This window comes from Pseudodesulfovibrio hydrargyri (assembly GCF_001874525.1).
Lineage (GTDB): Bacteria > Desulfobacterota > Desulfovibrionia > Desulfovibrionales > Desulfovibrionaceae > Pseudodesulfovibrio > Pseudodesulfovibrio hydrargyri.
Map to the genome: position 1 here is coordinate 576,571 of NZ_LKAQ01000004.1, position 22,780 is coordinate 599,350.

Sequence of the window (22,780 nt, forward strand, 5' to 3'; positions counted from 1 at the left end):
CCTATTCGGCGACCTTCTTTGCCCGGTAGCGGATGTACGCGTCGCGGACCGCGGCGTACTTGTCCACCGCTCCGTCGGTCAGAGTCTCGTACTCGTTGCCTTCAAGCTGCAGGGAGAGCTCGTTCAGATTCTTGTAGGCGCGGATGGCGATGAACTCGAGGAAGGTGAACCGGCCGTAGGTCACCGGATCGCAGTACGCGTCCGCCACCCAGCCCACGGTGCCCCGGATGGAGCTGGGGCCGATGAACGGCCAGACCAGGTAGATGCCGGGACCGAACCCGGCCTTGCCAAGGGTCTGGTCGAAGCCGTCGGCCGTGGGCCGCTCGGGCTCCCAATTCTTGGGCATGCCGCCGGTAACGTCGCCCAGGCCGAGCACGCCGAACGAGGTGTTGGCCACGAACTTGGAGGTCTCCATGTAGGCGGCGTCCCACTTGCCGGTCAGCAGGTCGTTGAGGAACCGGACCGGGAAGAGCAGGTTGGTGAAGAAATTCGAAACCCAGGTGCGGGGACGGGGCGGGATCGCCCAGGCGTATCCCTGGGCCATGGGCCGGAACAACCCCCGGTACAGGACGTCGTTGATCTGGAACCAGGCCCGGTTCCAGCCGGACAGGGGGTCGCTGACCAGAGGCTGGTCGCTGTATGCGGCGTCGAACTCGTCGAAATCGTCCGCAGCGCTGGGCGAAGTGGCGGGTACACTGGCGGGCTCACCGCCGAACTGGGCCACGATCACGGGTTCGGCCGGGGCGTCGGCAGCGAAACAGACCCCCGCTGCTCCGAGCAGGAGCGCGGCGGCAAGCACCATGGCCAGCAGGCGAAGTCCTTCTTGTTCTCCCTTCATCACGACGCCGGTTCTTCCTCTTTGCCCTGGTCGATCTGTTCGATGCGATCCTGGATCGTTTTCAGCAAATCCTCGCCGGTCCCCTTGTTCAGGACCTCGGCGAACTGGCTGCGGTAATTCATCACCAGGCTCACGCCTTCGGCGACGACATCATAAATCATCCATTTCCCTTGAACGATTTTCAAGCGAAATTCAACAACTATTTTCTTGTCTTTGTCAATGATTTCCGTTTGGACCTTGGCGTTGTTGCCGGAAATCTCTTCCCGCGTGTAGTTCACGTTCTGCCCGCCATAGGCCGGAATGCGCTTCAGATAGGAGCGTTCCAGGAGCTTGACGAAGGCCTCCCGCAGCTGTGCGTGCAGCTCCGGGGACATCTCCAGCCAGGGCCGCCCCACGGCGAACTTGGTGACCAGGCCGAAGTCGATGTACTGCTCGGCCACCTCGCGCAGACGGGTGATGGCCTCGTCGTGCTGGGCCGGGTCCTGCATGGCCGGGTCGGACAGCATCTGGATGATCTTGTCCACGCCCTCGCGCACGCGTTCGGTGGGAGACTGCGCGGCCTGGGCGGCTTGAGCGCCGAAGGCCAAAAGGCAGCCCAAAACGAGGGCCGCTGCTATTTTCTTGCAAACCATAATATTTCTATCCCTCATAAGCCCGCGGCCCCTAGACGGAACCGAAGGCGAACTTGCTGATCAGATCCTCGAGATCGATGGCGGGCTGAGTGTTGAACAGGGTATCGCCCGGCTTGACCGGGTCGCCGAGCCCGCCCGGCACGATCTTCACGTACTTGTCGCCGATCAGGCCGTTGGTCTTGATCGCGGCGATGGCGTCGTCCGTGAGTTCCACTTCCTTCAAAAGCATCATGGAAACCGCGGCCACGCCCTTTTTCTGGTCCAGGCCGATCTGGCTGACAAAGCCGATCTCCACGCCGAACATCTGCACCGGAGCGTTGACCTTCAGCCCGGAAATGTCGGTGAAATTCGCCTTGATCTCGTAATACTTGTCCGAGAACAGCTGCACGTTGCCCAGCTTGACGCTCATGTAGACAACGGCCAGCAGCCCCATGATCACGAAGATCCCCACTGCGGTCTCTTTCTTTATTCTGAACATCTATTGTCCTTACGGATGGTGATTTTCGCGCCCAGGGCCTCGCCGCAGTCTATGCGCATCATGGCCGGGTCGATGGGCGGCATGGTCAGCCTCGGAGCATCGCGCTCCTCGGCCTTGCGGTCCAGGAACCGGCGCAGGTACGGGTCCGTGGTCTTTTCCAGTTCCTCGATGGTGCCCTGGTACAGGCAGCGGTGCTCGCCCAGGATGACCACGAAATCGGCCAGCCCGCGCATGCTCGCCAAATCGTGGGTGACCACGACCATGGTCATGTCGAAATGGCACATCATCTCCAGCAGGAGTTGGTCCAGTTCGGCCGAAAGCACCGGGTCCAGGCCGGAGGTGGGCTCGTCGCAGAACAACACCTGCGGGTCCATGACCAGGGCGCGGGCCAGACCGGCCCGCTTGCGCATGCCGCCGGACAGTTCGTTGGGGAACAGATCCAGGGCGTGGCCCAGGCCGACCAGTTCGAGCCGGTCCTGGACGATGCGCATGATCTCCGCCTCCTTGAGCCGGGTGTGCTCGCGCAGGGGCAGGGCCACGTTGTCCTTGAGCCGAAGCGACCCGAGGAGCGCGCCGTCCTGGAAGAGCACGCCCGTGCGCTGGCGCATGCAGTGCGCCTGCCGGGCCGTCAGCGCGCCCAGGTCGTGGCCGTCCATCAGAATGCGCCCGCCCATGACCGGGTGCAGCCCCAGGATGTGCTTGAGCACCGTGGACTTGCCGCAGCCCGAGCCGCCCACGATCATGGACAGCTTGCCGCCGGGAAATTCTATGTTCAGATCCTTGACCACGGGCGTTTCGCCGTACCCCACGGTCAGGTTCTCCAGTCGTATGCTCGGTGCCTCGCTCACGCCTTCTCCCCTACCACAACAGCGACGTCAGAATGTAATCCGCAGCCAGGATGACGACGCAGGACTTGACCACCGCGCTGGTGGTGGACTGGCTGACGCCCTCGGGACCGGCGTGGCCGGACCGCAGGTGCGTGAAGTAGCCCTCGAAACAGCAGATGGTGCAGACCAGCACGCCGAAGACGATGGACTTGACGAACCCGCCCTGGATGTCGTCCCAGTCCAGCGAACCGGACACCCGCGACCAGTACACGCCCGCGTTGGCCCCGAGCAGCTTCACGCCCGTCAGCCACCCGCCCCACAGGGCGATGAGGTTGAAGAACGCGGTCAGCAGGGGGAAACTGATCAGGCAGGCGGCCATCTTCGGGGCCACCAGGTAGCGCATGGGGTTGACGTCCATGATGGTCAGGGCGTCGATCTGCTCGGAGATGCGCATGACCCCGATCTCGGCGGTCATGGCCGATCCGGCCCGGCCCGTGAGCATGATCGCGGTCAGCACCGGGGCCAGTTCGCGGACCATGGACAGGGCCACGCCCGTGCCCAGAAAACCGTCCGCGCCGAACACCGACAGGGCGTAATAGAGCTGCATGCCCATGACCATGCCCGTGAACAGCCCTATCAGGGCGATCACCGACACGGACTGCACTCCGATGAAATATATCTGGCGGACGATTTTGGGGAATTGCCCGAAACCCGCGAAGATGAGCCGCAGGGAATCGAGGAGGAAGAGAGCCATGCTCCCGATTTCGTCCACGATCGCGCGACAGATTCCGCATGGGAACAGAGGTATGGCTGTTCCGCGTGTTTTCTCCGTCATGTGAATGGCTCCCAACCCTTGGACAGCGCCCCGCGCCGTCCCGACGAACGCCCCCCGCCGTCAACAAACGGCAGGCGGCGCATCATCCAATTTGGAATCTTTACCCAATATAAACATAAACGGCAAGACCGTTAAATAAATTTACTTATGAAATCAAAACGGCCGCGCACCGGGCTCATTCCGCCCCGGACTTGCCGTTCTTGCGCGCCCACCAGTCCCGGTCCGGGCCGAGAAACCACCAGTCCTTGTGGTCCGTCTCCATGACGGTTTCGGCCAGTTCCCGGCCCCACTGCGTGCGCACCCGCTTGACCGCGTCCCCGAGCCACTGCCCGGCGTACTTGTTGCCAAGGTCCAGCTCCTCCTTCAGGTTCAGGATGAAGTCAAGCTGATCCGCATCCTGGGCCAATTTGGCCTCCAGGGTTTCGGTCTCCTCCAGCTCCTTCCAGTACCCGAGGATATCCTCGCCCAGTCCCGTGCCTTCGGTGGCGTGCTCCAGCACCCTGGTGCGCTTGGACTTGTTGTAGATGTGGGCCACGTAGTTGAAGTCCCCGGTGCGCGCCTCGTGCAAATCGTGGAACAGGCACATGTACGTGGTCCGGGCCACGTCCGCCCCGGCCATCAGGGCCAGGACATGGCCGATGACCGCCGTGCGGAACGAATGCTCGGCCACGTTCTCCGAGCCCGTGCCCAGAAACTGGTACCCGGTCCTCGGTGTCTTGCGCAACATGCCGCACTCGTTCAAAAAATCCACTATGCGGGTCATTTTGCCGCGCGCTTTCATATCTGCCATGGATGTGCCTCCGGCGGCCGGGGGAAGGGGAGGAAAAACCCTTTGAAAAGGGTTCTTTCCTCCCCTTCCCCCGGACCCCCATCCCCTCCTTTTCCTCAACTTCTTATAGCCGCTTCGCGGGGCGGGAGGGACGGGAGTTCGGTGTATTACTTAATATTAAATTTAACTGCGGTAGTCAGCGTTGATGGACACGTATTCGCGGGTCAGATCGGATGCCAGGAGCATGGAGGAGCCCGGGCCGTCGCCCACGTCGATGTGGATGACGATGTCCCGCTCCTTCATGATCGGTTTCAGCAGGTCGTCCATGTCGCCCGGCTCCGGGGTGCCGTCGCGGAAGACCAGCACGCCGCCGATCTTGAGGACCAGGTCCTCGGCCTTGAAATCCGCGCCCGAATAACCCGCCGCGCAGATGATCCGGCCCCAGTTGGGGTCCGAACCGAACAGCGCGGTCTTGACCAGGGGCGAGTTGCCCACGGCCCGGGCCACCTTCTCGGCGTCCAGGTCGTTCTTCGCGCCCGAGACTTCGATGAAGGCCACCTTGGTGCCGCCCTCGGCGTCCATGACGATCTTGTAGGCCAGCTCCTCGAGCACGGCGAGCAGGTGCTTGCGCAGCAGCACGTAGTCGTCCTCGGACTCGATGGCCACGCCCGACTCGCCGTTGGCCAGGGCCAGGACGCAGTCGTTGGTGGACATGTCGCCGTCCACCGTGACCCGGTTGATGGTCAGGTTCACGCAGTCGGCCAGCATGGTCTGCCACGCCTCGGCCGAGATGTCCGCGTCGCAGGCCACGAAGCAGAGCATGGTGGCCATCTTCGGCGAGATCATGCCCGCGCCCTTGCACATGCCGAGCAGGCGGACCTCGCCGCCCTTGAGCGTAAAGGAGCTCTCGGCCAGCTTGTGCACCGTGTCCGTGGTCATGATCGCGCGGGCCGTGTCTTCCGGACCGGCCGTGGACAGGCTCTCGTTAAGCGCGGGCATGACGTCGGCCCATTTCTGCATATTGAACTGCGCGCCGATGACCCCGGTGGAGGCGGGCAGCAGTTCGTCGGCCGGGACGCCCAGCGCCTTGGCAGCCAGATTCAGGGTCTCTCGGCAGTTGGCCCGGCCCTCATCGCCCGTGCAGGCGTTGGCCTGGCCCGAGTTGGCCAGGAAACCGGACATCTTCCGGCCGTCGGCCAGCATCTCCTTGCACTGGAGCACGGGCGCGGCCTGGAACTTGTTGGTGGTGAACACCCCGGCGGCCACGGCCGGGGTGCGGCTGACGATGGCCCCCAGGTCGAGTTTGCCTGGCTTCTTGAACGACGCCGCGGCCGCGGCGAAGGTGTATCCAACGGGTATCTTCATCGGGTTCTCCGGATGCTGTTTTCGAATCGACCACAGCCATAACGCAGAGTCGGCCCGCTGAAAAGAGGGAAGTGGTTGCCTCGGCCCGCGAGCGGGGGTATGCCAGTCGCCATGGGCCCGCTCAACCTCGCGCTGATCTTCCTGACCTTCTTCTTCGCCGCCTTTCTCAAGGGCACGGCCGGTCTCGGGTTCGCCACCACCTGCCTGGGCATCATGGCCGCCTACCTGGACATGCGCGTGGCCATCCCCCTGGTGATCATCCCGTCGCTGCTGTCCAACGCCCTGGTCATGATCGACGCGGGCGGCTTTCTGCCCATCCTGCGCCGCTTCAAGTTCATGTTCCTGGCCGCCCTGCCCGGCCTGGCCCTGGGCCTGTGGCTGCTGGGCGGCGGCTCCTCGGCCATGCCCCGGCTGGTCCTGGGCGCGGCCATGATCCTCTATGGCGGGGGGAGCCTGTGGGGCCGCACCCTGAACCTGACCCAGCGCCCGCTCCTGGACTGCGCCGTGGGCGTGGTCACCGGCGCGGTCAACGGCCTGACCGGCTCGCAGATCATGCCCATCCTGCCCTACCTCATGGCCCTGCCCATCTCCAAGGACGAGCTCGTCCAGGCCATCAACACCTCCTTCACCCTGTCCTCGATCATCATGCTCGTGGGCCTGAACCGGCTCGGGCTGGTCTCCACGGAACTGGTCGTCATCTCCCTCGCCGGCCTGATTCCCGTGTTCCTGGGCATATACATCGGCGGCAAGGTCCGGCGCAGGCTGCCCGAGGCCACCTTCCGCAAGATCGTCTTCGCCCTCATCGGGCTGCTCGGCGCGGGGCTGGTCATCCGCGCCTTCCTGTAGCTCTTGCCTTCCGGGCCGGAAACGGCCTATTCTGTCTCAAATCGGATATCCAAGGAGTCCACCCCATGCGCACCACGTCCCTTCGCCTGATCGCGGCCCTTCTGGCCGTGGCCGTCCTCAGCCTGCCCGCCCTGGCCGGGCGCAAGCTCCACGTGTCGAAGGGACAGACCGTGTACGTGCCCATCTACTCCCACATCTACCAGGGCCCAAAGGGCAAGCCGTACAACCTGTCCGGCCTGCTCTCCATCCGCAACGTGGACTACGACAACTCCATCGTCGTGACCTCGGTCAGATACTACGACGACAACGGCACCCTGGTGAAGGACCACTTCGCCGAGCCCGTGGTCATCGAGCCCATGGGCACCCGCGAGGTCTACGTGTCCGAGCGTGATCTGTCCGGCGGTTCCGGGGCCAATTTCACGGTCAAGTGGCAGGCCGAGAAAAACACCGCCGTGCCCGTGATCCAGGCGGTCATGATCGGCACCGCCTCGGGACAGGGCATCTCGTTCGTCTGCGAAGGGGTGGTCATCGAAGAGAACTGACGCCGTGCCGCCCGCCCGGGCCGCCCGTCCGACCCATTGCGCATCCCTGGCCCCGCCCCATCCGCGGGAGGCCTGACGGTTTGACCGCCGTGACAGGCCATCGCGAGACGCCGGGGCGACAAGACACCCAATGAAAACCAGCGTATTCTCCAGCCTGTTCATCGCCACCGTGGTCGTCATGCTCGGCATCGGCGTCATCTCCCCCATCCTGCCCCTGTACGCCCACGGCATGGGCGCTTCGGGCCTGGAGATCGGCGCGATCTTCTCCGGGTTCGCCCTGTCGCGCCTCTTCCTCGCCCCCCTGGTCGGGCGCTTCGCCGACCAGCACCGGAAAAAGCGCATCCTCATGGCGGGCCTGGTCCTGTTCATCGCCGTATCCCTGGCCTACGTGGCCGCAGATTCGCCCGCCGTGCTGCTGCTCATCCGCCTGATCCAGGGCGGCGCCAGCGTGCTGGTCACGCCCGTGGCCCAGTCCTACGTGGGCGACATCACCCCGGTGGGCCAGGAGGGTCGGCTCGGCAACCTGTACTTCATGTCCATGTTCATGGGCATGGCCGCGGGCCCCTACCTGGGCGGCTGGCTCTGCGACAACCACGGCATGGCCGCGCCCTTCTACGCCATGAGCGTATTGTCCTTCCTCGCCCTGCTCCTGATCCTCTTCCTGGTGCCCGACGCCCCGGCCACCAAGCCCAAATCCGGCAAATCCCGGTCCGGGCTCAAGGGGTTGCTGCCCATCTTCCGCGACCGGCCCATGTGGGGAGTCATGACCTACTTCTCCACGCGCGGCTTCTACCGCTGGGGGTTCAACTCCTTCTTCCCCATGCTCGCGGTCCAGGTCAGCGGGGCCAGCGCCGCCGGAATCGGGCTGGTCCTGTCGTCCTACATGTTCGCGGGCTCCCTGTTCCAGTACCCCTGCGGCCTGCTGGTGGACAAACACCCCCGCCACAGGGTCGCGTTCGTGCTCTGGGGCGGGGTCCTGGCCGCCCTGTCCATGCTCGCCATCGCCTACTGCCGGACCATGGTCATGTTCTTCCTCCTCTCCCTGGCCATGGGCCTGCTCAGCGCGGTCTCCCGCGCCGCCTGCATCGCCATCCAGACCGAGCGGGGCCGCATCCACGGCATGGGCGCGGCCGCCGGGGCGTTCACCGCCTCCATGAGCCTGGGCCAGGTCACCGGCCCCCTGGTCCTGGGGTTGGTCGTGGACCGGGCGGATATTCCCCTGGCCTTCATCGTGGCCGGGCTGGTCGGCCTGGCCGGGGCCCTGGCCGCGCCCTACCTGCTGCGCCAGAGCGGCGAGGGCCGCGCCGCCTCCTGACCCCCGGCGCACAACGCAGGAATCCCGCGGCCACACCCTGCTAAGAGTATCGCCGCGGGATCGTTCGTGCGGAGTTCCAACTCGTCGGCAATGCAGGCCTGAAGCGGCCTGATCGCCAAAACCTTCTAGGCGTCCAGCTCCTTCATCAGCCATTCCTTGATGGGCGGAGTCAGCTCCAGGATGCCCTTGATGCCCTTGATGTCGTCGAGCAGTTGCCCGGCCAGGTCGTCGGGGACCTTCTTGGAACAGAGGATGGTCGAACCGTAGTTGTCCATCTTCATCAGCACCACCTTGGGCTCGGCCCAGGTGTCGATGGCGAAATACACGGAATACTCGCCGGACGTGGTCACCGGCGAACGCATGGCGTCGCGGTAGTTGTTATTGCCCCATTCCAGGTACAGGGTGACGGCATCCTCGTGGATCATGTCCCAGTTCACTTCGTTCAGCCATTGCCTGCAGGCGTTGGTGTCGTCGCTCATATTCCCTCCAAAGAGTATTTATTCCGTCTTATGATAATAGGTCTCGTCCGGCATCCTGTCCACCTCCCCTCTCACGGGTCGATGCCTTTCTCCCGGTTCTGCCGGACCACCCGGGCCAGGACCGCGAAACCGGCCAGCAGCATCAGCGCGGCCAGCTCCCGGACCCACAGCGCCCAGACCGCGCCCCCGGCCACCAGCAGCGCGAACAGCAGCCGCGCCCACTTCACCCGGTTCCACGGCGCGGCCGACCAGTCCTTCTCCCACTCCACGCCCCGGCGCGCGAACCGAAACCACCGATTCTCCGGCGGCTCGTCCAGCCTCAATTCGAAAAAACCGACCCCCAGCAGGATCAGCGAAGCGGCCAGCATCAGATAGCTGTGCGACAGCAGCGTCAGGCAAAACAGGACCAGGGCCGCGCAATGCAGGCTCCAGTTCCACGGCTGCCGGTGTCTCAACACCGCGAGCGCGAACAATGACGAAGGCGTGACGACCATGCTCCCTCCGGTCCGACCATACAAACGACTTCGCCGTCATTGCAACCCATTACGGGTTTTTGTAGAACCTATGGACGGAGGAACAACATGGATACCTATCTCATCTCGCGGGCCGTGGCCGAAGTGGGCGAATGCCTGCGCGTCCAAAAACACTTCCTGGCAACCGCCGAATCCTGCACCGGCGGCCTGCTCGCCAGCACCCTGACCGACACCCCCGGCAGCTCCGAATGGTTCGCCGGGTCTGTGGTCGCCTACTCCAACGCGGTCAAGAACAAGCTCCTCGGCGTGCCCGACGAAACCCTGGAACAGCACGGCGCGGTCTCCGAACCGGTCGTCCTGGCCATGGCCCGGGGCGTGCTCGAAACCATCGGCGCGGACGTGTCCGTGGCCGTCTCCGGCATCGCCGGCCCCTCGGGCGGCACGCCCGAAAAACCGGTCGGCACCGTCTGGATCGCCTGGGCCTGGCCCGGCGGCTCCCGCGCCAAGCGGTACAATTTTCAGGGCACCCGGGACCAGGTGAAAAGCCAGACCGTCATGGCCGCCATCAACGGATTATTGGGCGTGACCAAGTAGGGCGACCGTGGGAAGGCTTAGGGGATGCCTCCGGCGGCCCCTTCGGGGTGGCCAGGGCGCTGCCCTATCGCTGCTGTCGACGGCTCTAAGACCGAGCAAGCTCGGCCTAAGACCCGACGCGTCCCCGCTTAAGGCCGAGGGCCTTAAGAATCCCGTAGCCTCGCTACGCTCGGAGGTGCGGACGCGGAAGGCTGGCAAAAGAACGCCTTCCGCCGTGCCGGTTGGCGATTTCGGACAGAAAAACGGATGAACGGCGTGCTTCTTCGCGAGAAGGAGCACGCCGTTTTTCTATCCGAAATCGCGGGTTGTTTTTGGGTGAAGGCGGTAAGCGATAAAACCACTTTTCTAGCCGACGTAGGATAACGCCGCCAAGTCGATTAGCCGTGATCCGCCATCTCGCCTGCGGCGTTGGGCAACCGTCCCGAACCATGCGGGACACCACCTGACCGCGCACACTCCACCCCTCACGCGAAACAGACCGTTTCACGCGCTCGTACGCCTCTGCCGAAGGCACACAAAAAGTTTGGGAGAGTCTTAAGAACCTTTTTCCCAAAAGGTTCTTAAGCCGTCGGAGACGCCCGCCCGGCGAGGGCCCGCCGGAGGCATTCCCCTACTCCATGCCCTCGTCCACGAGCAGGTCGCGCCCGGAGGCCGCGCCCCGGGCCAGGTCGTCGACGCGTTCGTTGAGCAGGTGCCCGGCGTGCCCCTTGACCCAGTGGAAGGAAACGTCGTGCTCCTCGATCAGCGGCATGAGGCGGCGCCAGAGGTCCTGGTTCTTGACCGGTTTCTTGGCCGCTGTTTTCCAGCCGTTGCGCTGCCAGTTCTTGAGCCAGCGCTGGGTGATGGCCTGCTGGACGTATTTGGAGTCGGTCCAGAGATCCACGGTGCAGGGCCGGGTCAGGGCGGACAGGCCGACGATGACGGCGAGCAGCTCCATGCGGTTGTTGGTGGTCCGCTTGTAGCCCTGGGCGAGTTCCTTGTAGTTGTCGGCGGACTCGCCCTTGTATTCGCCGAAGATGAGGACCGCGCCGTAGCCGCCCGGGCCGGGGTTGCCGAGGCAGGAACCGTCCGTATACATGGTCACGCGATCACTCACGCTTATTCTCCTTGGTTCAATGAATCGAGTTTCTTGAGGATTTCCACCAGGACCTCCTGGACGGCCAGGGGCCAGTCGCCGTCCTTGAAGGCCGGGAGCAGGAAGGTGGTCTTGAGGGAATCGATGAATTCCGGGCCGAGCGCGGAGCGCATGAGCGGCGGGAAGCGCAGCTCGGCCGCGTCGATGGCCGGAGCCAGGCCGATGTACAGGGTCTTGTCGTCCAGTTCCGGGACCACGAAGTCGCCGCCGTAGATCTGGATCTTGCAGTTGAGCCCCCATTTTTCGCGCAGGGCCTGGGTGAAGGAGACGATCATCTTCTTCTGGTCCTGAGTCAGGGTGCCGGTCTCGTCGTACACGGCGCTCTTCTGGTTAAGGACCTGGACCACGTGCTCGTTGTTCTTCATGAACGCCCAGATGACGGCGGCGAAGACCAGGAGGAGCGCCAGGGAACGGATGACCTTTTCCCTGGGCGTGGAACCGTGCACTCGGGGGATGTTGATGCGGCGCATTTCCGCTTTCTATCGTGCTGAGGGATTTCAGGCAAGGGCGAAGGAGGCTTGCCTCTTTTCCCCAAGGCCGTCGAGCCAGCTTCGAGTGCAAGGCGCAAAAACGGTTCCAGGCCGAAGCGTACCCGGCGTACGGAGGGTTTGAACCGTTTGCGGCAACGCGGCAATCGGGCCTGTATCGGCGGCCTAGCCCTCGCCGCGCAGGGCCTGGATGGGGTCCAGGGAGGCGGCCTGGCGGGCGGGCTTGAGGCCGAAGACCAGCCCCACGGCCTGGGACCCGGCCAGGGCCATGAAGAACGCCTTCCAGGAGAACTGGATGGTCAGGATGTCGAGGCGCGACAGGAACTGGCCCAGCCCCAGGCCGAGGAACAGGCCGAGCACCCCGCCGAGCATGGTCAGGGCGCAGGCCTCGACCAGGAACTGGAGCATGATGGCCGAATTGCGCGCGCCCATGGCCTTTTTCAGGCCGATCTCCTCGGCCCGCTCCGAGACCGAGATGGAGAACAGGTTGGCCAGCACGAATCCGCCCACGAGCACGGCGATGCCCGCGGTCACGCCCAGGAAGACGGTCAGACCGCCCTTGAAGAACGCCAGGAACTTGAGGATCTCATCGGCGGTGACGATGGAGAAGTCGTCGTCCTCCTCGGGCGCGAGGTGGTGCAGGTGCCGGAGCAGGGAGCGCAGGTTCTCGGTGTGCGCGGGCATGTAGTCCGGCTCCACGAACTTGACGCGCAGGGCGCGGAAGTATTTGCGATCCATGTTGTAGCGCTGGACCAGGGTGGACAGGGGAATGATGATCCGGTTGTCCACGTCGCCGCCCCCGCCCGAGGTCACGCCCCGGTAGGAGAGCTTGCCCACCACCTGGAACGGGATGCCCGAGATGTACAGGACCCGGCCCACGGGCGACTCGCCGCCGAACAGTTCGCGGGACGGTGTTTCGCCCAGCAGGGCGACCTTGGCCCCGATGCGCTCGTCCTCGGCCGACAGGTCGCGTCCCTCGCTGAGCGGCCAGTTCCAGGCCTTGGAATAGCCCTCGGTGGTGCCCACGATGACCACGTCGTGGTAAGTGCGGTTGCCCGCCCGGACCGTCTGTCCGTACTTGGCCCGCATGGGCAGCACCTGGTACGCGCCGGGCAGGGAATCCTGGATGCGCGCGGCGTCCTCGCGGCTGAGCGTCAGGGTGCGCATGCCCACGGCCCGTTTCTGGAAGTTGCCGCCGAAGACCAGGGCCGCGTCCGGCCCGAACATGTCGACCATGTCCACGGCCATGCGGTTGGCCCCGTCCACGGCCGTGATGATCAGGGTCAGGGAGGCGATGCCGAAGGCCACGCCCAGGACCACGAAGATGGAACGCAGCTTGAAGGCCCAGACGGCCTCCAACCCCATGCCCGCCACCCGGGATACGGTCCGTATCATGCGCCCGCCGGCCCGGCTCCGGGAAGCGGCCGGCTGCCGCGCTCCGCGAGGGGGGAATATTTCGATCCGTCTGTCTGTTCGATCATGCCGATACCCCGGCGGCCGCCCTTTTTGTTTGTCCGCGCCGCCTGGGGCCACCCTAGCACAGGAGCCGGGCGGTGCGCCACGCCGGATTGCGTTCCGCCCTGGGCACTTTGTCCGCCAAGTTCCACTATTACGAATACTGTTATTTATAATGGAATGTTTTTGAGCCCATGCGATAGTGGCAAGTGTCAACGTTCACTCAGCCAAACAGAGAGACCACTATGAAAATACCCAGACTCAGACTCACAGGCCAGTTGCTGCTTCCCATCCTCGGCGTCGTCATCCTCGGCATCGCCCTGCTCCAGGGATTCAGCTTTGTGGAATCCTCCGAAATCCTGGAGGCGGAAATCATCTCCTCGACCACCAGGGACCGCGACGCGGCGGTCAGGGCCATGGACCTGTGGCTGACCTCCCAAACCGACGAGCTGGACCTGTGGAGCAAGGAGCCCATGTTCGCCCGGGCCCTGGAAGGGGACGGGGCGGCGCACAAAGAGGTCGTCGCCTTCGCCCTCAACGTCAAGAAGGGCTATCCTGAACTGGAAAGCCTGGGCATCGCCGACGCCAAGGGCGCCATTGTCGCCGGTTCGGAGTCCGCGGAAGGCAAACAGATCGGCAACATGGCGGGCCAGGGCTATTTCCAGGCCTCCATGCGCGGCGAGACCTTTATCGGTTCGCCGGTCAAATCCGAGCGCACCGGCCTGCCGGTGATGACGATCTCCGCTCCGATCCGGGACGCCTCCGGCAAGGTGCTCGGCGTACTGCTCAAGGTCATCAAGTTCGACGTCATCTACAAAGAGATACTGGCCCCGATCAAGATCGGTTCGAGCGGCTACGCCTTCATCACGGACCGCAACGGGACGGTCATCGGCCACGCCAACCCGGACCGGGTGTTCAAGGGAAACATCTCCACCATCAAATTCAGCGAGCAAATTCTGACCAACAAGATCGGGACCCATAAGTATTACTACCCCGTGCAGAAGGAGTGGAAGGCCATGGCCTACGGCTATGTGGAGCGCGCGGGCTGGCACATCCTGGTCACCGCCCCGCTGAGCGAGCTGCTGTCCCCCCTGGGCAGCATGCGCAATTTCTCCATCGTCGGCTCCCTGGTCACCATCCTGGCCGTGGCCCTGGTGATCTTCTGGGTGGTCAGGAAGATCGTGACGGCCATGCGGGATGCGGTCACGATATCCTCGGCCATAGCCGGCGGCTCCCTGGACGTGGACGTGCCCGAACGGTTCCTCGGCAAGGAGGATGAGATCGGCGAACTGGCCAGGGCGCTCCAGGGGATGGTCGACAACCTCATGCGGACGATCTCGTCCATCCGGGGGGCCACGGAAGAGATCGCCGCGGGCAGCGAGGAACTGGCGTCCTCGTCCCAGGCCGTGTCGGACGGGGCCACCACCCAGGCCGCCAGCGTGGAGGAGGTCTCCTCGAGCATGGAGCAGATGACCGCCTCCATCAGCCGCAACGCGGAGAACGCCGACCAGACCCGGACCATAGCCCGGCAGGCGGCCCAGGACGCGGCCACCGGCGGCGAGGCCGTGAGCCAGACCGTGTCGGCCATGCGCGAGATCGCGGACAAGATATCGATCATCGAGGAAATCGCGCGGCAGACCAACCTGCTGGCCCTGAACGCGGCCATCGAGGCGGCCCGTGCCGGGGAGCACGGCAAGGGGTTCGCCGTGGTCGCGGCCGAGGTCCGCAAGCTGGCCGAACGCAGCGGCCTGGCCGCGGCCGAGATCAGCGAGCTGTCGGCCAACAGTGTGCAGGTGGCGGAAAAGGCGGGCGGCCTGCTCGAAAAGATCCTGCCCGACATCAACCACACCGCCGAACTGGTCCAGGAGATCGCGGCCGCGAGCAACGAGCAGAACGCGGGCGCGGCGCAGATCAACGACGCCATCCAGCAGCTGGACGGGATCATCCAGACCAACGCCTCGGCCTCGGAGGAGATCGCCGGGACCAGCGAGGAGTTGGCCGGGCAGTCCGAGTCCCTGCGCCAGGCTGTCGGATTCTTCAGGTTGCGCGAGGACGCGGTCTTCGCCCGGCATAACTCCGTGACGACCGCTGCCCGGGCGCCACACCCCGCCCTGCCCGCCGACGGTGGCGGGGAGGACGACTTCGAACGGTTCTAAAAGGAACGCCCCGCTCCGGCAGCCGGAGCGGGGCGTTTCCCTTCGCGCGGCCGACAGGCCGTGCAGTCTCTCCCTAGGCCTTCACATCCTCGGCGATGCGTCCGTCGTGCAGGCGGATGATCCGATCGGCCTCGCGGGCCACGTCCTCGTCGTGGGTGACCAGGACGATGGTCTGCCCGGCCCGGTGCACGTCGTGGAACAGTTTCATGATCTCGCCCGAGGTGTGTGAGTCGAGCTGGCCGGTGGGCTCGTCGGCCAGCAGGATCCGCGGGTCGTTGAGCAGGGCGCGGGCCATGGCCACGCGCTGCTGCTGGCCGCCGGACAGGCGCGAAGGCTTGAAGTGCATGCGGTCGGCCAGGCCGACGCGCTCCATGAGGTTCTCCGCGCGGGCGGTCAGTTCGGCGCGCGGCCTGCCGGAGTAGAGACCGGGCAGGATGACGTTTTCCAGGGCCGTGGCGTAGGAGATCAGATAGAAGGACTGGAACACGAAGCCCAGCGCGCGGTTGCGCAGATCGGACTGCTGGTCGTCGTCCAGGTTGGAGGCGTCGCGGCCGAGCAGGCTGTAGACGCCCGCGGTGGGCCGGTCGAGCAGGCCGATGATGTGCAACAGGGTGGACTTGCCCGATCCGGACGTGCCCTGCAGGGCGATGAACTCGCCCTGGGCCACGTCCAGGGTGATGCCCTTGAGGACCTTGATCCCGGGATCGGACTCGTCGCCCTTGCCCTGGAGAAAGGTCTTGGTGATGTCCTTGAGCGAGATGGCCGGCTGCGTCATCACAGCCCCTTCTTGCCGACCTTGGCCCCGGGCAGGACCAGTTGGGTGGCGACCACGTCGCCCTCGGACAACCCCTTGAGGACCTCGGAGCGCTCCAGGCCGGTCAGGCCGAGTTCGGGGGTGACCTCCTCGGGCTGCTTTTCCGGGTCGGTCACGCGGAAGCAGACCTGGCGGTCCCTGACCCACTTGAGCGCGTTGTTGGGCACGGTCAGCACGTCGTCCTTGGTCTGGACGACGATCTTACACTGGGTGGTCATCTCGGGGCGCAGGAAGTCGGCCTGCGCGAGGGTGACCTTCACCAGGGTACGGTAGTAGACGATGTTGTCGCGGATTTCCGGCTCTGGATAGATGCGGTCGACCAGACCCTCGAAGACCTTGTCGCGGTAGGCGTCCACGGTGTAGCGCACGGGCAGGCCGGGCTTGACGCGTCCCACGTCGGTCTCGTCCACGTATATCCACATCTCGAGCTTCTCGGGGTTGAGCACGGTGATCAGGTTGGACACGGACAGACCGGAGACGATAGTCTCGCCCTCCTGGGCGGCCACCTGGCTGACCACGCCGTCGATGGGCGAATAGATGCTGGTGTAGGAAAGCTGGACCCTGAGGGTGTCGAGAAAGGCCTTGGCCGCGGCCACGCTGAAGCGGGCCATCTCCGCGTCCTGGGTGGCCACGTCCAGGGAGTCCTGGGCCTCGAGCCGTTTCTGGACCAGGGTGCGCTTGCGGGGCAGGTTCTTCTCCATGTATTCGAGCTTGGCCTGGGCCAGGTCGAGGTTGGCCTTGGCCTCGGCTATGCGCGCCCTGAGCTCGCGGGCGTCGATCTTGGCGATCAGGTCGCCCTTCCTGACGTGATCGCCGACCTTGACCGGCACGGACTCGAGCACGCCGGTGGCCTGGGCCCCGATCTTGACCTGGGCCCCCACCTGGGCCTTGACGATGCCGGTGGCCTCCAGGACCTTGGACACGCTGCCCCGCGTGACCTTCGCGGTCTTGAGGACCTTGATCCGGTCCCTGGACTGGCCCGCGGTGAAGTACCAGACGCCGCCCCCGGTCAGGAGCGCGGCGATGAGGATGAATATGAGCTTTTTCATGTCTGCGTGTCTTTGTCCTGTTGGATTTCCCGCCGCAGGACGGCGGAGAAATCGGCGGGTTTGCGCGGCTTGCGGCCGAACAGCACGTCGCGGAAGGTCGCGGCCCTGAAGGCGTAGCCGCAGTCGTCCGGAAGACGGCCGCCCCTGTAATATAACGACTTGGACGGATAATTTCTACATAAAGCGGGCCGGGTGTCGTGGGCGGTGCACAGATGGTCGTCCCCGAGCAGGGCGCAGTCGAAGAGCAGAAACCCCTGGTCGCCGCGCCCGGCCGGGCGGAAGCGGGCGAACTCCGGGGCCTCGGCCACCATCCTTTCGTACCGGGCCGCGCGGCGCAGCCAGCGCCCCCGGCCCAGCAGATTGATGGACCGGCAACAGCCGCCGCAGCGGTTGCACCGGCCGACCACCTCCACCTCGCGGCGCAGGACGCGGGACCGCAGCCGCCGGAAGAGACCGGTCAGGAATCGATCCCGGCCATGCCTGCCGCCTCCGAATTATGCCCAATGCGGTCGCGTTCATGGTTTTTCCTCCGGCTTTTCTTGACCTGTCCCGGCAATATGCCTACTTCTGTTCATTATGAATTGGGATTGGGACAAATTACAAAAGCAGCAACAGGGGCGCCCCGGCGGCAAGCCGCCGGGCTTCGACGATTTCCAGGACCAGCTCGAGAAACTGAAGAAGTTCAAGCTGCCCGGCTGGAAGCTCGTCATTCCTCTCCTCGTCCTCCTCTGGATCGCCAGCGGGTTCTACATCGTCGAGCCCGACGAGGTCGGCGTGGTCAAGCAGTTCGGCAAGTTCAACCGCATCACCACGGCGGGTCCGAACTACCACATTCCCTATCCGGTGGAAAGCGCGCTCACCCCCAAGGTGACCCAGATCCGGCGCGTGGAATTCGGCTTCCGGTCCGTGGGCAGACCCGTCACCCAGAGCTTCCAGCAGGGGGTCAGCCGCGAGGTCAAGGAGGAATCCCTGATGCTCACCGGGGACGAGAACATCGTCTCGGTCCAGTTCATCGTCCAGTACATGATCAAGGACGCCGAGAACTATCTGTTCAACGTCAACGACCCGGAACAGACCCTGGCCCACGCGGGCGAGGCGGCCATGCGCGAAGTCATCGGCAACGGCAAGATCGACGACGCCCTGACCACCGGCAAGCAGGAGATCCAGGTCCAGACCCGCGAACTGATGCAGCGCATCCTGGACAACTACCACAGCGGGCTGTCCGTGGTGGCCGTGCAGATGCAGAACGTGCATCCGCCGGACGAGGTCATCGAGGCCTTCAAGGACGTGGCGAGCGCCCGCGAGGACAAGAGCCGCTACATCAACGAGGCCGAGGCCTACCAGCGCGACATCCTGCCCAAGGCGCGCGGCGAGGCGGCCCAGATCACCAACGCGGCCCAGGCCTACAAGGAGACCAAGATTCGCGGGGCCGAGGGCGACGCCGCCCGGTTCCTGGCCGTGCTCAAGGAGTACGACAAGGCCAAGGACATCACCCGCGAGCGCCTCTACCTGGAGACCATGGAGTCCATCCTTTCCAATCCCGACGCGGAGAAGCTGATCATGTCCGACGACGCCCTGAAGCAATCCGTGCCCTACCTCCCCCTGGACAAGCAGCTCCGCCGGGCCGCTCCCAAGGAAGCGAACTAAGGGGGACATGACATGAAAAAAACGACCATCATCATAAGCGTGCTCATCATCCTGGGCGCCTTTGTCCTGACCTCCGCGGCCTTCACCGTGGACCAGACCCAGCAGGCCATCGTCATCCAGCTCGGCCGCCCGGTGACCGGCCAGCTCGGACCGGGCCTGCACTTCAAGCTGCCCCTGATCCAGAACGTGGTCTTCTTCGACGCCCGCATCCTGGACTTCGACGCCAAGCCCGAGGAGATCACCACCACGGACAAGAAGTACATGAACGTGGACTCCTACACCAAGTGGCGGATCACCGACCCCCTGACCTTCTACACCAAGGTGCGCACCATCCAGGGCGCGCGCGCCCGGCTGGACGACATCGTCCGCTCGCAGCTGCGGGTGGCCCTGGGCCGCTACACCCTGATCGAGGTGGTCTCGCACAAGCGCCAGGAGATCATGGACGCGGTCACCTCGCGCTCCAAGGAACTGCTCCTGCCCTACGGCATCGAGGTCATCGACGTGCGCATCAAGCGCACGGACCTGCCCGCCGAGAACGCCCGGTCCATCTACGGACGCATGAAGGCCGAGCGCGAACGCCAGGCCAAGCAGTACCGTTCCGAAGGCCAGGAGGCCTCGGCCAAGATCAAGGCCAATGCCGACAAGGAGCGGGCCATCATTCTGGCCGACGCGCGCAAGCAGGCCGAGATCATCCGAGGCGAGGGCGACGCCCAGGCCACGAAGGTCTACGCCGAATCTCTGGGGCAAAGTCCCGAGTTCTACGATTTCACCCGGAGCCTGGACGCCTATAAGAGCGGTTTCGAGAAGAATACCCGGTTCATACTGACGCCAAAGAGTCCCTTCCTGAAACACCTTCAGTAGAAAAACGCCCGTACCTCGAATGAGGATGTGGTCACATAAGGGCCACATCCTTTTTCTTTTGCTAAAAAAAACCTTAAACGATATCATTGACATTATCGGGAGATTCTCCCAAAGTCGCCAGGAGATTTTCCCGGCATTGAAAAAACGACGGATTCCGTCGTTCGGTTCGGGGGAGTATCCCCCCTTGAAAAATATAATGGCGCACATACAGGGATTTCAATATTCCGATTATGAGGACTGGTCCCCGATATGCCGCCATCACTCGTTAAGGAGCGACTATGCCCAAGAAGAAACGGAGATGTGACGAAGCGCAGCTCAAGTGGTTCGAGGAAGCACTTGAACGCATCAAAAAGGCGACCGGAGCCCGCACCCAGGTCCAACTGGCCGAGGTGCTCGATGTCCGTCAATCGAGTATTTCGGACGCCAAGCGCAGATGCTCTATCCCCGCTGACTGGTTCTTGAAACTGTACCGCAGCCACGGCCTGGACCCGGACTGGCTGTCCGAAGGCGTGGAGCCCGTGTATATCAACGCCGACAAGGCCAAGGTCCCGGCCGACACCCTGTTGCGCGAGACCCCGGCCCCTTACGGCCGCATGAACTCGCGCGGCCGCCTCGTGCCGGTCTCCACCATGGCCGGCGCGGACAAGGACGCCGCCCAGTGGGAGCCCAAGTCCATCGAAGAGCTGTCCGTGCCCGAGTCCTTCTGCCGGCCCAAGCTGCTGGTGGTCAAGGTCGACTCCGCGAGCATGGACCCGGTCATCACGCGCGGCGCCTTCGTCGGCATCGACCGCGACCAGAGCGAGCACCCGGACGGCGACCTGTGCGCGGTCCACTTCCCGCACCAGGGTCTGACCATCCGCCGGGTCTTCCACCAGGGAGACACCTTCCTGCTCAAGGCGGACAACGACCAGTACTCCGACCTGACCATTCCGGCCGAAGAGATGAACGACCGCACCGTGGGCCGCGTCATCTGGGTTCTGCAGAACCTCGCCCCCATGTAGGGCGCACCGGGTTTCGGTCGACGCCGAAACGCACAAGAGGGCCGTCCGCATGCCGGACGGCCCTTTTTTTCACCTCGTTCGCGCCGCTATCCCGCCCCGGAGCAAGAATCCTTGACTTGGGCCCGCCCACGGCCCTACTCTCCGGGCCATGACCACTACCAACAAGACCACCCCGGAGTCCCAGGCCAAGCCCGTCACCGCGCCCGACATCCAGGCCATGAAGGGAGGCGGCAAGATCTGCTGCCTGACCGCCTACGACTACTCGTCCGGGCTCATCGCGGACCGGGCGGGCGTGGACCTCGTCCTGGTGGGCGACTCGTTAGCCATGGTCGTGCTCGGCCGTCCGGACACCCTGTCCGTGACCGTGGACGAGATGGTCCACCACACCAGGGCCACGGCTCAGGGCGTCAAGCGCGCCCTGCTCGTGAGCGACATGCCGTTCATGTCCTTCGCCACCGTGGACCGCGCCCTGGATACAGCCCACCGGCTCATGAGCGAGGGCGGGGCCAGGGCGGTCAAGCTCGAGGGCGGCCGGCCCGTGGTCCCGCAGATCACCGCCCTGGCCGAGGCCGGCGTGCCGGTCATGGCCCACCTGGGGCTGACCCCGCAGCACGTGGCCAAGTTCGGCGGGTTCAAGGCCCAGGGCAAATCCGCCGAGGCCACCCGCCAGCTCATCGAGGATGCCCAGGCCGTGGAGGAGGCGGGCGCGTTTTCCGTGGTCCTGGAGGCCATCCCGGTGGAGACCGCCCAGCTCATCACCGAGGCCGTGAATATCCCGACCATCGGCATCGGCGCGGGCAACGTGACCGACGGCCAGGTCCTGGTCTACCACGACGCCCTCGGCCTGTTCGACCGCTTCACGCCCAAGTTCGTGCGCCGCTTCGCCGAACTGGGCGAGGCCTCGCGCCAGGCCGTGGAGCTCTACTGCGCCGAGGTGCGCAAGACCACCTTCCCGGGCGACAAGAACACCTTCTACATGCCCGAAGCCGAGCTGGCCCAGGTCCGCAGGATCAAGGTCAAACCCAAGAAGAAGTAGATGCATCTCGACCTCTCCTGGCCGGTCCTCTGGAACGGCCTGTTCTGGCCGCTCATCAGGCTGACCTTCTTCATCTCCGTGGCCCTGATGGTCGGCATCCTCATCGAGTCCCTGCGCTGGACCCGATACGCGGCCAAGCTGGCCGATCCCCTGGCCCGGCGCGCCCGGCTCAAGGACATCTCGGCGGCCAGCTTCACCATGGCCTTCTTCTCCGGGCTGACGGCCAACACCATGCTGGCCGAGGCCCACGAAAAGGGCGAGCTGTCGGACCGGGAGCTGGTCCTGTCCAACCTGTTCAATTCCCTGCCCACCTATTTCCTGCACCTGCCGACCATCTTCTTCATCGCCAGCCCGTTCATCGGCTCGGCGGCCTACACCTACGTGGGACTGACCGCCCTGGCCTCCGTCCTGCGGACCATGGGCATCGTCTTCGCGGGCAAATTCCTGCTCCCGCCCCTGCCGCCCGGATGCCTGCCCTGCCGTTTGGCCGAGATGGAAGGGGACAGGCCCAGGGTGCGGATCACCTGGCGACGGCTCAAGCGGCGGCCCGGCCCGGTCATCCTCATCGTCCGGCGCAGGCTCGCGGCCAACCTGGGCCGAGCCCTCAGACTGGCCTGGAAACGGTTCATAAAGAGGCTGCCCAAGATCCTCTACGTGACCTGCCCCGTCTACACCCTGTTCTTCGTGCTCAAGCAGCTCGGCCTGTTCGCCTGGATCCAGTCGGCCATGGCGGGCGGTGTGCCGCTGTTCACCTTCCTGCCGCCCGAGGCCCTGTCCATCGTGGCCTTCCACATGGCCGCCGAGTTCACCGCCGGGCTGGCCGTGGCCAGCGCGCTCATCGCCGACACCAGCCTGACCCAGGTGCAGGTCATCCTGGCGCTCATGCTCGGCAACGTGCTCTCCTCCCCGGTGCGCGCCTTTCGCCACCAGTTCCCCTACTACGCGGGCATCTTCCGGCCGCGCATGGCCTTCAAGCTCATTCTCTACAACCAAGTCTCGCGCAGCCTGACCATCGCCCTGGTGGGCGCGGTCTACGCCCTGGCCATGAACTGACCCCCCCCCTCGACTTGTGCAACTGTGCACAAAAATATGTGCAATAGACGTCACATTGCACAAATGTTGAACATGCAACGAACTATTAACTT

At 64.7% G+C, this 22,780-nt stretch carries 25 protein-coding genes; 10 read left to right on the plus strand and 15 right to left on the minus strand.

Annotated elements, in window-relative coordinates:
* Nucleotide 1 precedes the first annotated feature (1 nt).
* From BerOc1_RS07130 to argJ, 7 genes are all read right to left on the minus strand, one after another.
* Nucleotides 2-838 carry an MlaA family lipoprotein gene (locus BerOc1_RS07130; protein WP_071545028.1) on the minus strand — a complete coding sequence of 279 codons (837 nt, stop codon included), beginning with the start codon at nucleotides 836-838 and terminating at the stop codon, nucleotides 2-4.
* Complete coding sequence (locus BerOc1_RS07135; RefSeq protein ID WP_071545029.1) at nucleotides 838-1,470, minus strand: Tgt2/MlaC family protein; 633 nt, start codon at nucleotides 1,468-1,470, stop codon at nucleotides 838-840. The genes BerOc1_RS07130 and BerOc1_RS07135 overlap by 1 nt, the downstream gene beginning before the upstream one ends.
* A gap of 31 nt (nucleotides 1,471-1,501) precedes the next feature.
* Complete coding sequence (gene mlaD / locus BerOc1_RS07140) at nucleotides 1,502-1,948, minus strand: outer membrane lipid asymmetry maintenance protein MlaD (RefSeq protein WP_071545030.1); 447 nt, start codon at nucleotides 1,946-1,948, stop codon at nucleotides 1,502-1,504.
* A complete protein-coding gene (locus BerOc1_RS07145) occupies nucleotides 1,936-2,796 on the minus strand; it encodes an ABC transporter ATP-binding protein (protein ID WP_071545031.1) in 861 nt (286 codons plus the stop codon). Before BerOc1_RS07145 ends, mlaD begins: the two co-directional genes overlap by 13 nt.
* A 10-nt stretch (nucleotides 2,797-2,806) precedes the next feature.
* On the minus strand, nucleotides 2,807-3,610 hold the full coding sequence (locus tag BerOc1_RS07150; protein ID WP_071545032.1) for an MlaE family ABC transporter permease: 804 nt from the start codon (nucleotides 3,608-3,610) through the stop codon (nucleotides 2,807-2,809).
* Between the two features lie 175 nt (nucleotides 3,611-3,785).
* A complete protein-coding gene (locus BerOc1_RS07155) occupies nucleotides 3,786-4,400 on the minus strand; it encodes an HD domain-containing protein (protein ID WP_071545033.1) in 615 nt (204 codons plus the stop codon).
* Nucleotides 4,401-4,562: 162 nt separating this feature from the next.
* Nucleotides 4,563-5,744 (minus strand): bifunctional glutamate N-acetyltransferase/amino-acid acetyltransferase ArgJ, encoded by a 1,182-nt coding sequence (argJ, locus tag BerOc1_RS07160; RefSeq protein WP_071545034.1) that lies wholly within the window; start codon nucleotides 5,742-5,744, stop codon nucleotides 4,563-4,565.
* Nucleotides 5,745-5,843: 99 nt separating this feature from the next.
* Between argJ and BerOc1_RS07165 the strand changes: the two genes are divergently transcribed.
* The 3 genes from BerOc1_RS07165 to BerOc1_RS07175 all read left to right on the plus strand — a co-directional run bounded on the left by BerOc1_RS07165 (nucleotide 5,844) and on the right by BerOc1_RS07175 (nucleotide 8,447).
* On the plus strand, nucleotides 5,844-6,590 hold the full coding sequence (locus tag BerOc1_RS07165) for a sulfite exporter TauE/SafE family protein (RefSeq protein WP_071545035.1): 747 nt from the start codon (nucleotides 5,844-5,846) through the stop codon (nucleotides 6,588-6,590).
* Between the two features lie 65 nt (nucleotides 6,591-6,655).
* Nucleotides 6,656-7,132: a DUF3124 domain-containing protein gene (locus BerOc1_RS07170; RefSeq protein WP_071545036.1), complete on the plus strand. Its 477-nt coding sequence runs from the start codon at nucleotides 6,656-6,658 to the stop codon at nucleotides 7,130-7,132.
* Nucleotides 7,133-7,262: 130 nt separating this feature from the next.
* Nucleotides 7,263-8,447, plus strand: a complete 1,185-nt coding sequence (locus tag BerOc1_RS07175) for an MFS transporter (protein ID WP_071545037.1) — start codon at nucleotides 7,263-7,265, stop codon at nucleotides 8,445-8,447.
* Between the two features lie 125 nt (nucleotides 8,448-8,572).
* On the opposite strand, the gene BerOc1_RS07180 is transcribed toward BerOc1_RS07175, so the two are convergent.
* Entirely contained in the window at nucleotides 8,573-8,926 is a 354-nt protein-coding gene (locus BerOc1_RS07180) for a DVU0772 family protein (RefSeq protein ID WP_071545038.1), read from the minus strand.
* Nucleotides 8,927-8,997: 71 nt separating this feature from the next.
* Entirely contained in the window at nucleotides 8,998-9,420 is a 423-nt protein-coding gene (locus BerOc1_RS07185) for a hypothetical protein (RefSeq protein ID WP_071545039.1), read from the minus strand.
* An 87-nt stretch (nucleotides 9,421-9,507) separates the two neighbouring features.
* On the opposite strand from BerOc1_RS07185, the gene BerOc1_RS07190 reads away from it, so the two are divergent.
* The gene (locus tag BerOc1_RS07190) at nucleotides 9,508-9,993 is read left to right on the plus strand and encodes a CinA family protein (RefSeq protein ID WP_071545040.1); all 486 of its coding nucleotides are present in this window, start codon (nucleotides 9,508-9,510) and stop codon (nucleotides 9,991-9,993) included.
* A 610-nt stretch (nucleotides 9,994-10,603) separates the two neighbouring features.
* Here the strand turns inward: BerOc1_RS07190 and rnhA are convergent.
* From rnhA to BerOc1_RS07205, 3 genes are all read right to left on the minus strand, one after another.
* Nucleotides 10,604-11,071: a ribonuclease HI gene (gene rnhA / locus BerOc1_RS07195; protein WP_207503319.1), complete on the minus strand. Its 468-nt coding sequence runs from the start codon at nucleotides 11,069-11,071 to the stop codon at nucleotides 10,604-10,606.
* A 20-nt stretch (nucleotides 11,072-11,091) separates the two neighbouring features.
* Nucleotides 11,092-11,598, minus strand: coding sequence for a hypothetical protein (locus BerOc1_RS07200; RefSeq protein WP_071545041.1), 507 nt, complete (start codon nucleotides 11,596-11,598; stop codon nucleotides 11,092-11,094).
* Between the two features lie 183 nt (nucleotides 11,599-11,781).
* Nucleotides 11,782-13,011, minus strand: a complete 1,230-nt coding sequence (locus BerOc1_RS07205; RefSeq protein ID WP_071545042.1) for an ABC transporter permease — start codon at nucleotides 13,009-13,011, stop codon at nucleotides 11,782-11,784.
* Between the two features lie 305 nt (nucleotides 13,012-13,316).
* On the opposite strand from BerOc1_RS07205, the gene BerOc1_RS19270 reads away from it, so the two are divergent.
* The gene (locus BerOc1_RS19270; protein ID WP_071545043.1) at nucleotides 13,317-15,227 is read left to right on the plus strand and encodes a methyl-accepting chemotaxis protein; all 1,911 of its coding nucleotides are present in this window, start codon (nucleotides 13,317-13,319) and stop codon (nucleotides 15,225-15,227) included.
* A 73-nt stretch (nucleotides 15,228-15,300) separates the two neighbouring features.
* Here the strand turns inward: BerOc1_RS19270 and BerOc1_RS07215 are convergent, their stop codons facing one another.
* The 3 genes from BerOc1_RS07215 to BerOc1_RS07225 are packed head-to-tail and all read right to left on the minus strand — an operon-like array spanning nucleotide 15,301 to nucleotide 17,497.
* A complete protein-coding gene (locus BerOc1_RS07215; RefSeq protein ID WP_071545044.1) occupies nucleotides 15,301-16,002 on the minus strand; it encodes an ABC transporter ATP-binding protein in 702 nt (233 codons plus the stop codon).
* Nucleotides 16,002-17,090 carry an efflux RND transporter periplasmic adaptor subunit gene (locus BerOc1_RS07220; RefSeq protein WP_071545045.1) on the minus strand — a complete coding sequence of 363 codons (1,089 nt, stop codon included), beginning with the start codon at nucleotides 17,088-17,090 and terminating at the stop codon, nucleotides 16,002-16,004. The genes BerOc1_RS07215 and BerOc1_RS07220 overlap by 1 nt, the downstream gene beginning before the upstream one ends.
* On the minus strand, nucleotides 17,087-17,497 hold the full coding sequence (locus BerOc1_RS07225; protein ID WP_242652909.1) for a YkgJ family cysteine cluster protein: 411 nt from the start codon (nucleotides 17,495-17,497) through the stop codon (nucleotides 17,087-17,089). The genes BerOc1_RS07220 and BerOc1_RS07225 overlap by 4 nt, the downstream gene beginning before the upstream one ends.
* A 169-nt stretch (nucleotides 17,498-17,666) precedes the next feature.
* On the opposite strand from BerOc1_RS07225, the gene hflK reads away from it, so the two are divergent.
* From hflK to BerOc1_RS07250, 5 genes are all read left to right on the plus strand, one after another.
* Nucleotides 17,667-18,737 (plus strand): FtsH protease activity modulator HflK, encoded by a 1,071-nt coding sequence (gene hflK / locus BerOc1_RS07230; protein WP_071545047.1) that lies wholly within the window; start codon nucleotides 17,667-17,669, stop codon nucleotides 18,735-18,737.
* 12 nt (nucleotides 18,738-18,749) lie between these two features.
* Nucleotides 18,750-19,598 carry a protease modulator HflC gene (gene hflC, locus BerOc1_RS07235; RefSeq protein WP_071545048.1) on the plus strand — a complete coding sequence of 283 codons (849 nt, stop codon included), beginning with the start codon at nucleotides 18,750-18,752 and terminating at the stop codon, nucleotides 19,596-19,598.
* Nucleotides 19,599-19,876: 278 nt separating this feature from the next.
* The gene (locus tag BerOc1_RS07240) at nucleotides 19,877-20,599 is read left to right on the plus strand and encodes a LexA family transcriptional regulator (protein ID WP_071545049.1); all 723 of its coding nucleotides are present in this window, start codon (nucleotides 19,877-19,879) and stop codon (nucleotides 20,597-20,599) included.
* Nucleotides 20,600-20,747: 148 nt separating this feature from the next.
* Entirely contained in the window at nucleotides 20,748-21,635 is an 888-nt protein-coding gene (gene panB, locus BerOc1_RS07245) for a 3-methyl-2-oxobutanoate hydroxymethyltransferase (RefSeq protein ID WP_071545050.1), read from the plus strand.
* The gene (locus tag BerOc1_RS07250; protein ID WP_071545051.1) at nucleotides 21,636-22,688 is read left to right on the plus strand and encodes a hypothetical protein; all 1,053 of its coding nucleotides are present in this window, start codon (nucleotides 21,636-21,638) and stop codon (nucleotides 22,686-22,688) included. It abuts the gene before it with no gap.
* Nucleotides 22,689-22,780 lie beyond the last annotated feature (92 nt).

Excerpts from the sequence above, each read along its gene's own strand:
- BerOc1_RS07185 (WP_071545039.1), bottom strand. The coding sequence starts at position 9,420 with ATGGTCGTCACGCCTTCGTCATTGTTCGCGCTCGCGGTGTTGAGACAC.
- BerOc1_RS07175 (WP_071545037.1), top strand. The coding sequence starts at position 7,263 with ATGAAAACCAGCGTATTCTCCAGCCTGTTCATCGCCACCGTGGTCGTC.
- BerOc1_RS07200 (WP_071545041.1), bottom strand. The coding sequence starts at position 11,598 with ATGCGCCGCATCAACATCCCCCGAGTGCACGGTTCCACGCCCAGGGAA.
- BerOc1_RS07205 (WP_071545042.1), bottom strand. The coding sequence starts at position 13,011 with ATGATACGGACCGTATCCCGGGTGGCGGGCATGGGGTTGGAGGCCGTC.
- BerOc1_RS07250 (WP_071545051.1), top strand. The coding sequence starts at position 21,636 with ATGCATCTCGACCTCTCCTGGCCGGTCCTCTGGAACGGCCTGTTCTGG.
- rnhA (WP_207503319.1), bottom strand. The coding sequence starts at position 11,071 with ATGTATACGGACGGTTCCTGCCTCGGCAACCCCGGCCCGGGCGGCTAC.
- BerOc1_RS07165 (WP_071545035.1), top strand. The coding sequence starts at position 5,844 with ATGCCAGTCGCCATGGGCCCGCTCAACCTCGCGCTGATCTTCCTGACC.
- panB (WP_071545050.1), top strand. The coding sequence starts at position 20,748 with ATGACCACTACCAACAAGACCACCCCGGAGTCCCAGGCCAAGCCCGTC.
- BerOc1_RS07170 (WP_071545036.1), top strand. The coding sequence starts at position 6,656 with ATGCGCACCACGTCCCTTCGCCTGATCGCGGCCCTTCTGGCCGTGGCC.
- BerOc1_RS07215 (WP_071545044.1), bottom strand. The coding sequence starts at position 16,002 with ATGACGCAGCCGGCCATCTCGCTCAAGGACATCACCAAGACCTTTCTC.
- BerOc1_RS07190 (WP_071545040.1), top strand. The coding sequence starts at position 9,508 with ATGGATACCTATCTCATCTCGCGGGCCGTGGCCGAAGTGGGCGAATGC.
- BerOc1_RS07240 (WP_071545049.1), top strand. The coding sequence starts at position 19,877 with ATGCCCAAGAAGAAACGGAGATGTGACGAAGCGCAGCTCAAGTGGTTC.
- BerOc1_RS07150 (WP_071545032.1), bottom strand. The coding sequence starts at position 3,610 with ATGACGGAGAAAACACGCGGAACAGCCATACCTCTGTTCCCATGCGGA.
- argJ (WP_071545034.1), bottom strand. The coding sequence starts at position 5,744 with ATGAAGATACCCGTTGGATACACCTTCGCCGCGGCCGCGGCGTCGTTC.
- mlaD (WP_071545030.1), bottom strand. The coding sequence starts at position 1,948 with ATGTTCAGAATAAAGAAAGAGACCGCAGTGGGGATCTTCGTGATCATG.
- BerOc1_RS07135 (WP_071545029.1), bottom strand. The coding sequence starts at position 1,470 with ATGGTTTGCAAGAAAATAGCAGCGGCCCTCGTTTTGGGCTGCCTTTTG.
- BerOc1_RS07220 (WP_071545045.1), bottom strand. The coding sequence starts at position 17,090 with ATGAAAAAGCTCATATTCATCCTCATCGCCGCGCTCCTGACCGGGGGC.
- BerOc1_RS07180 (WP_071545038.1), bottom strand. The coding sequence starts at position 8,926 with ATGAGCGACGACACCAACGCCTGCAGGCAATGGCTGAACGAAGTGAAC.
- hflC (WP_071545048.1), top strand. The coding sequence starts at position 18,750 with ATGAAAAAAACGACCATCATCATAAGCGTGCTCATCATCCTGGGCGCC.
- BerOc1_RS19270 (WP_071545043.1), top strand. The coding sequence starts at position 13,317 with ATGAAAATACCCAGACTCAGACTCACAGGCCAGTTGCTGCTTCCCATC.
- hflK (WP_071545047.1), top strand. The coding sequence starts at position 17,667 with ATGAATTGGGATTGGGACAAATTACAAAAGCAGCAACAGGGGCGCCCC.
- BerOc1_RS07130 (WP_071545028.1), bottom strand. The coding sequence starts at position 838 with ATGAAGGGAGAACAAGAAGGACTTCGCCTGCTGGCCATGGTGCTTGCC.
- BerOc1_RS07155 (WP_071545033.1), bottom strand. The coding sequence starts at position 4,400 with ATGGCAGATATGAAAGCGCGCGGCAAAATGACCCGCATAGTGGATTTT.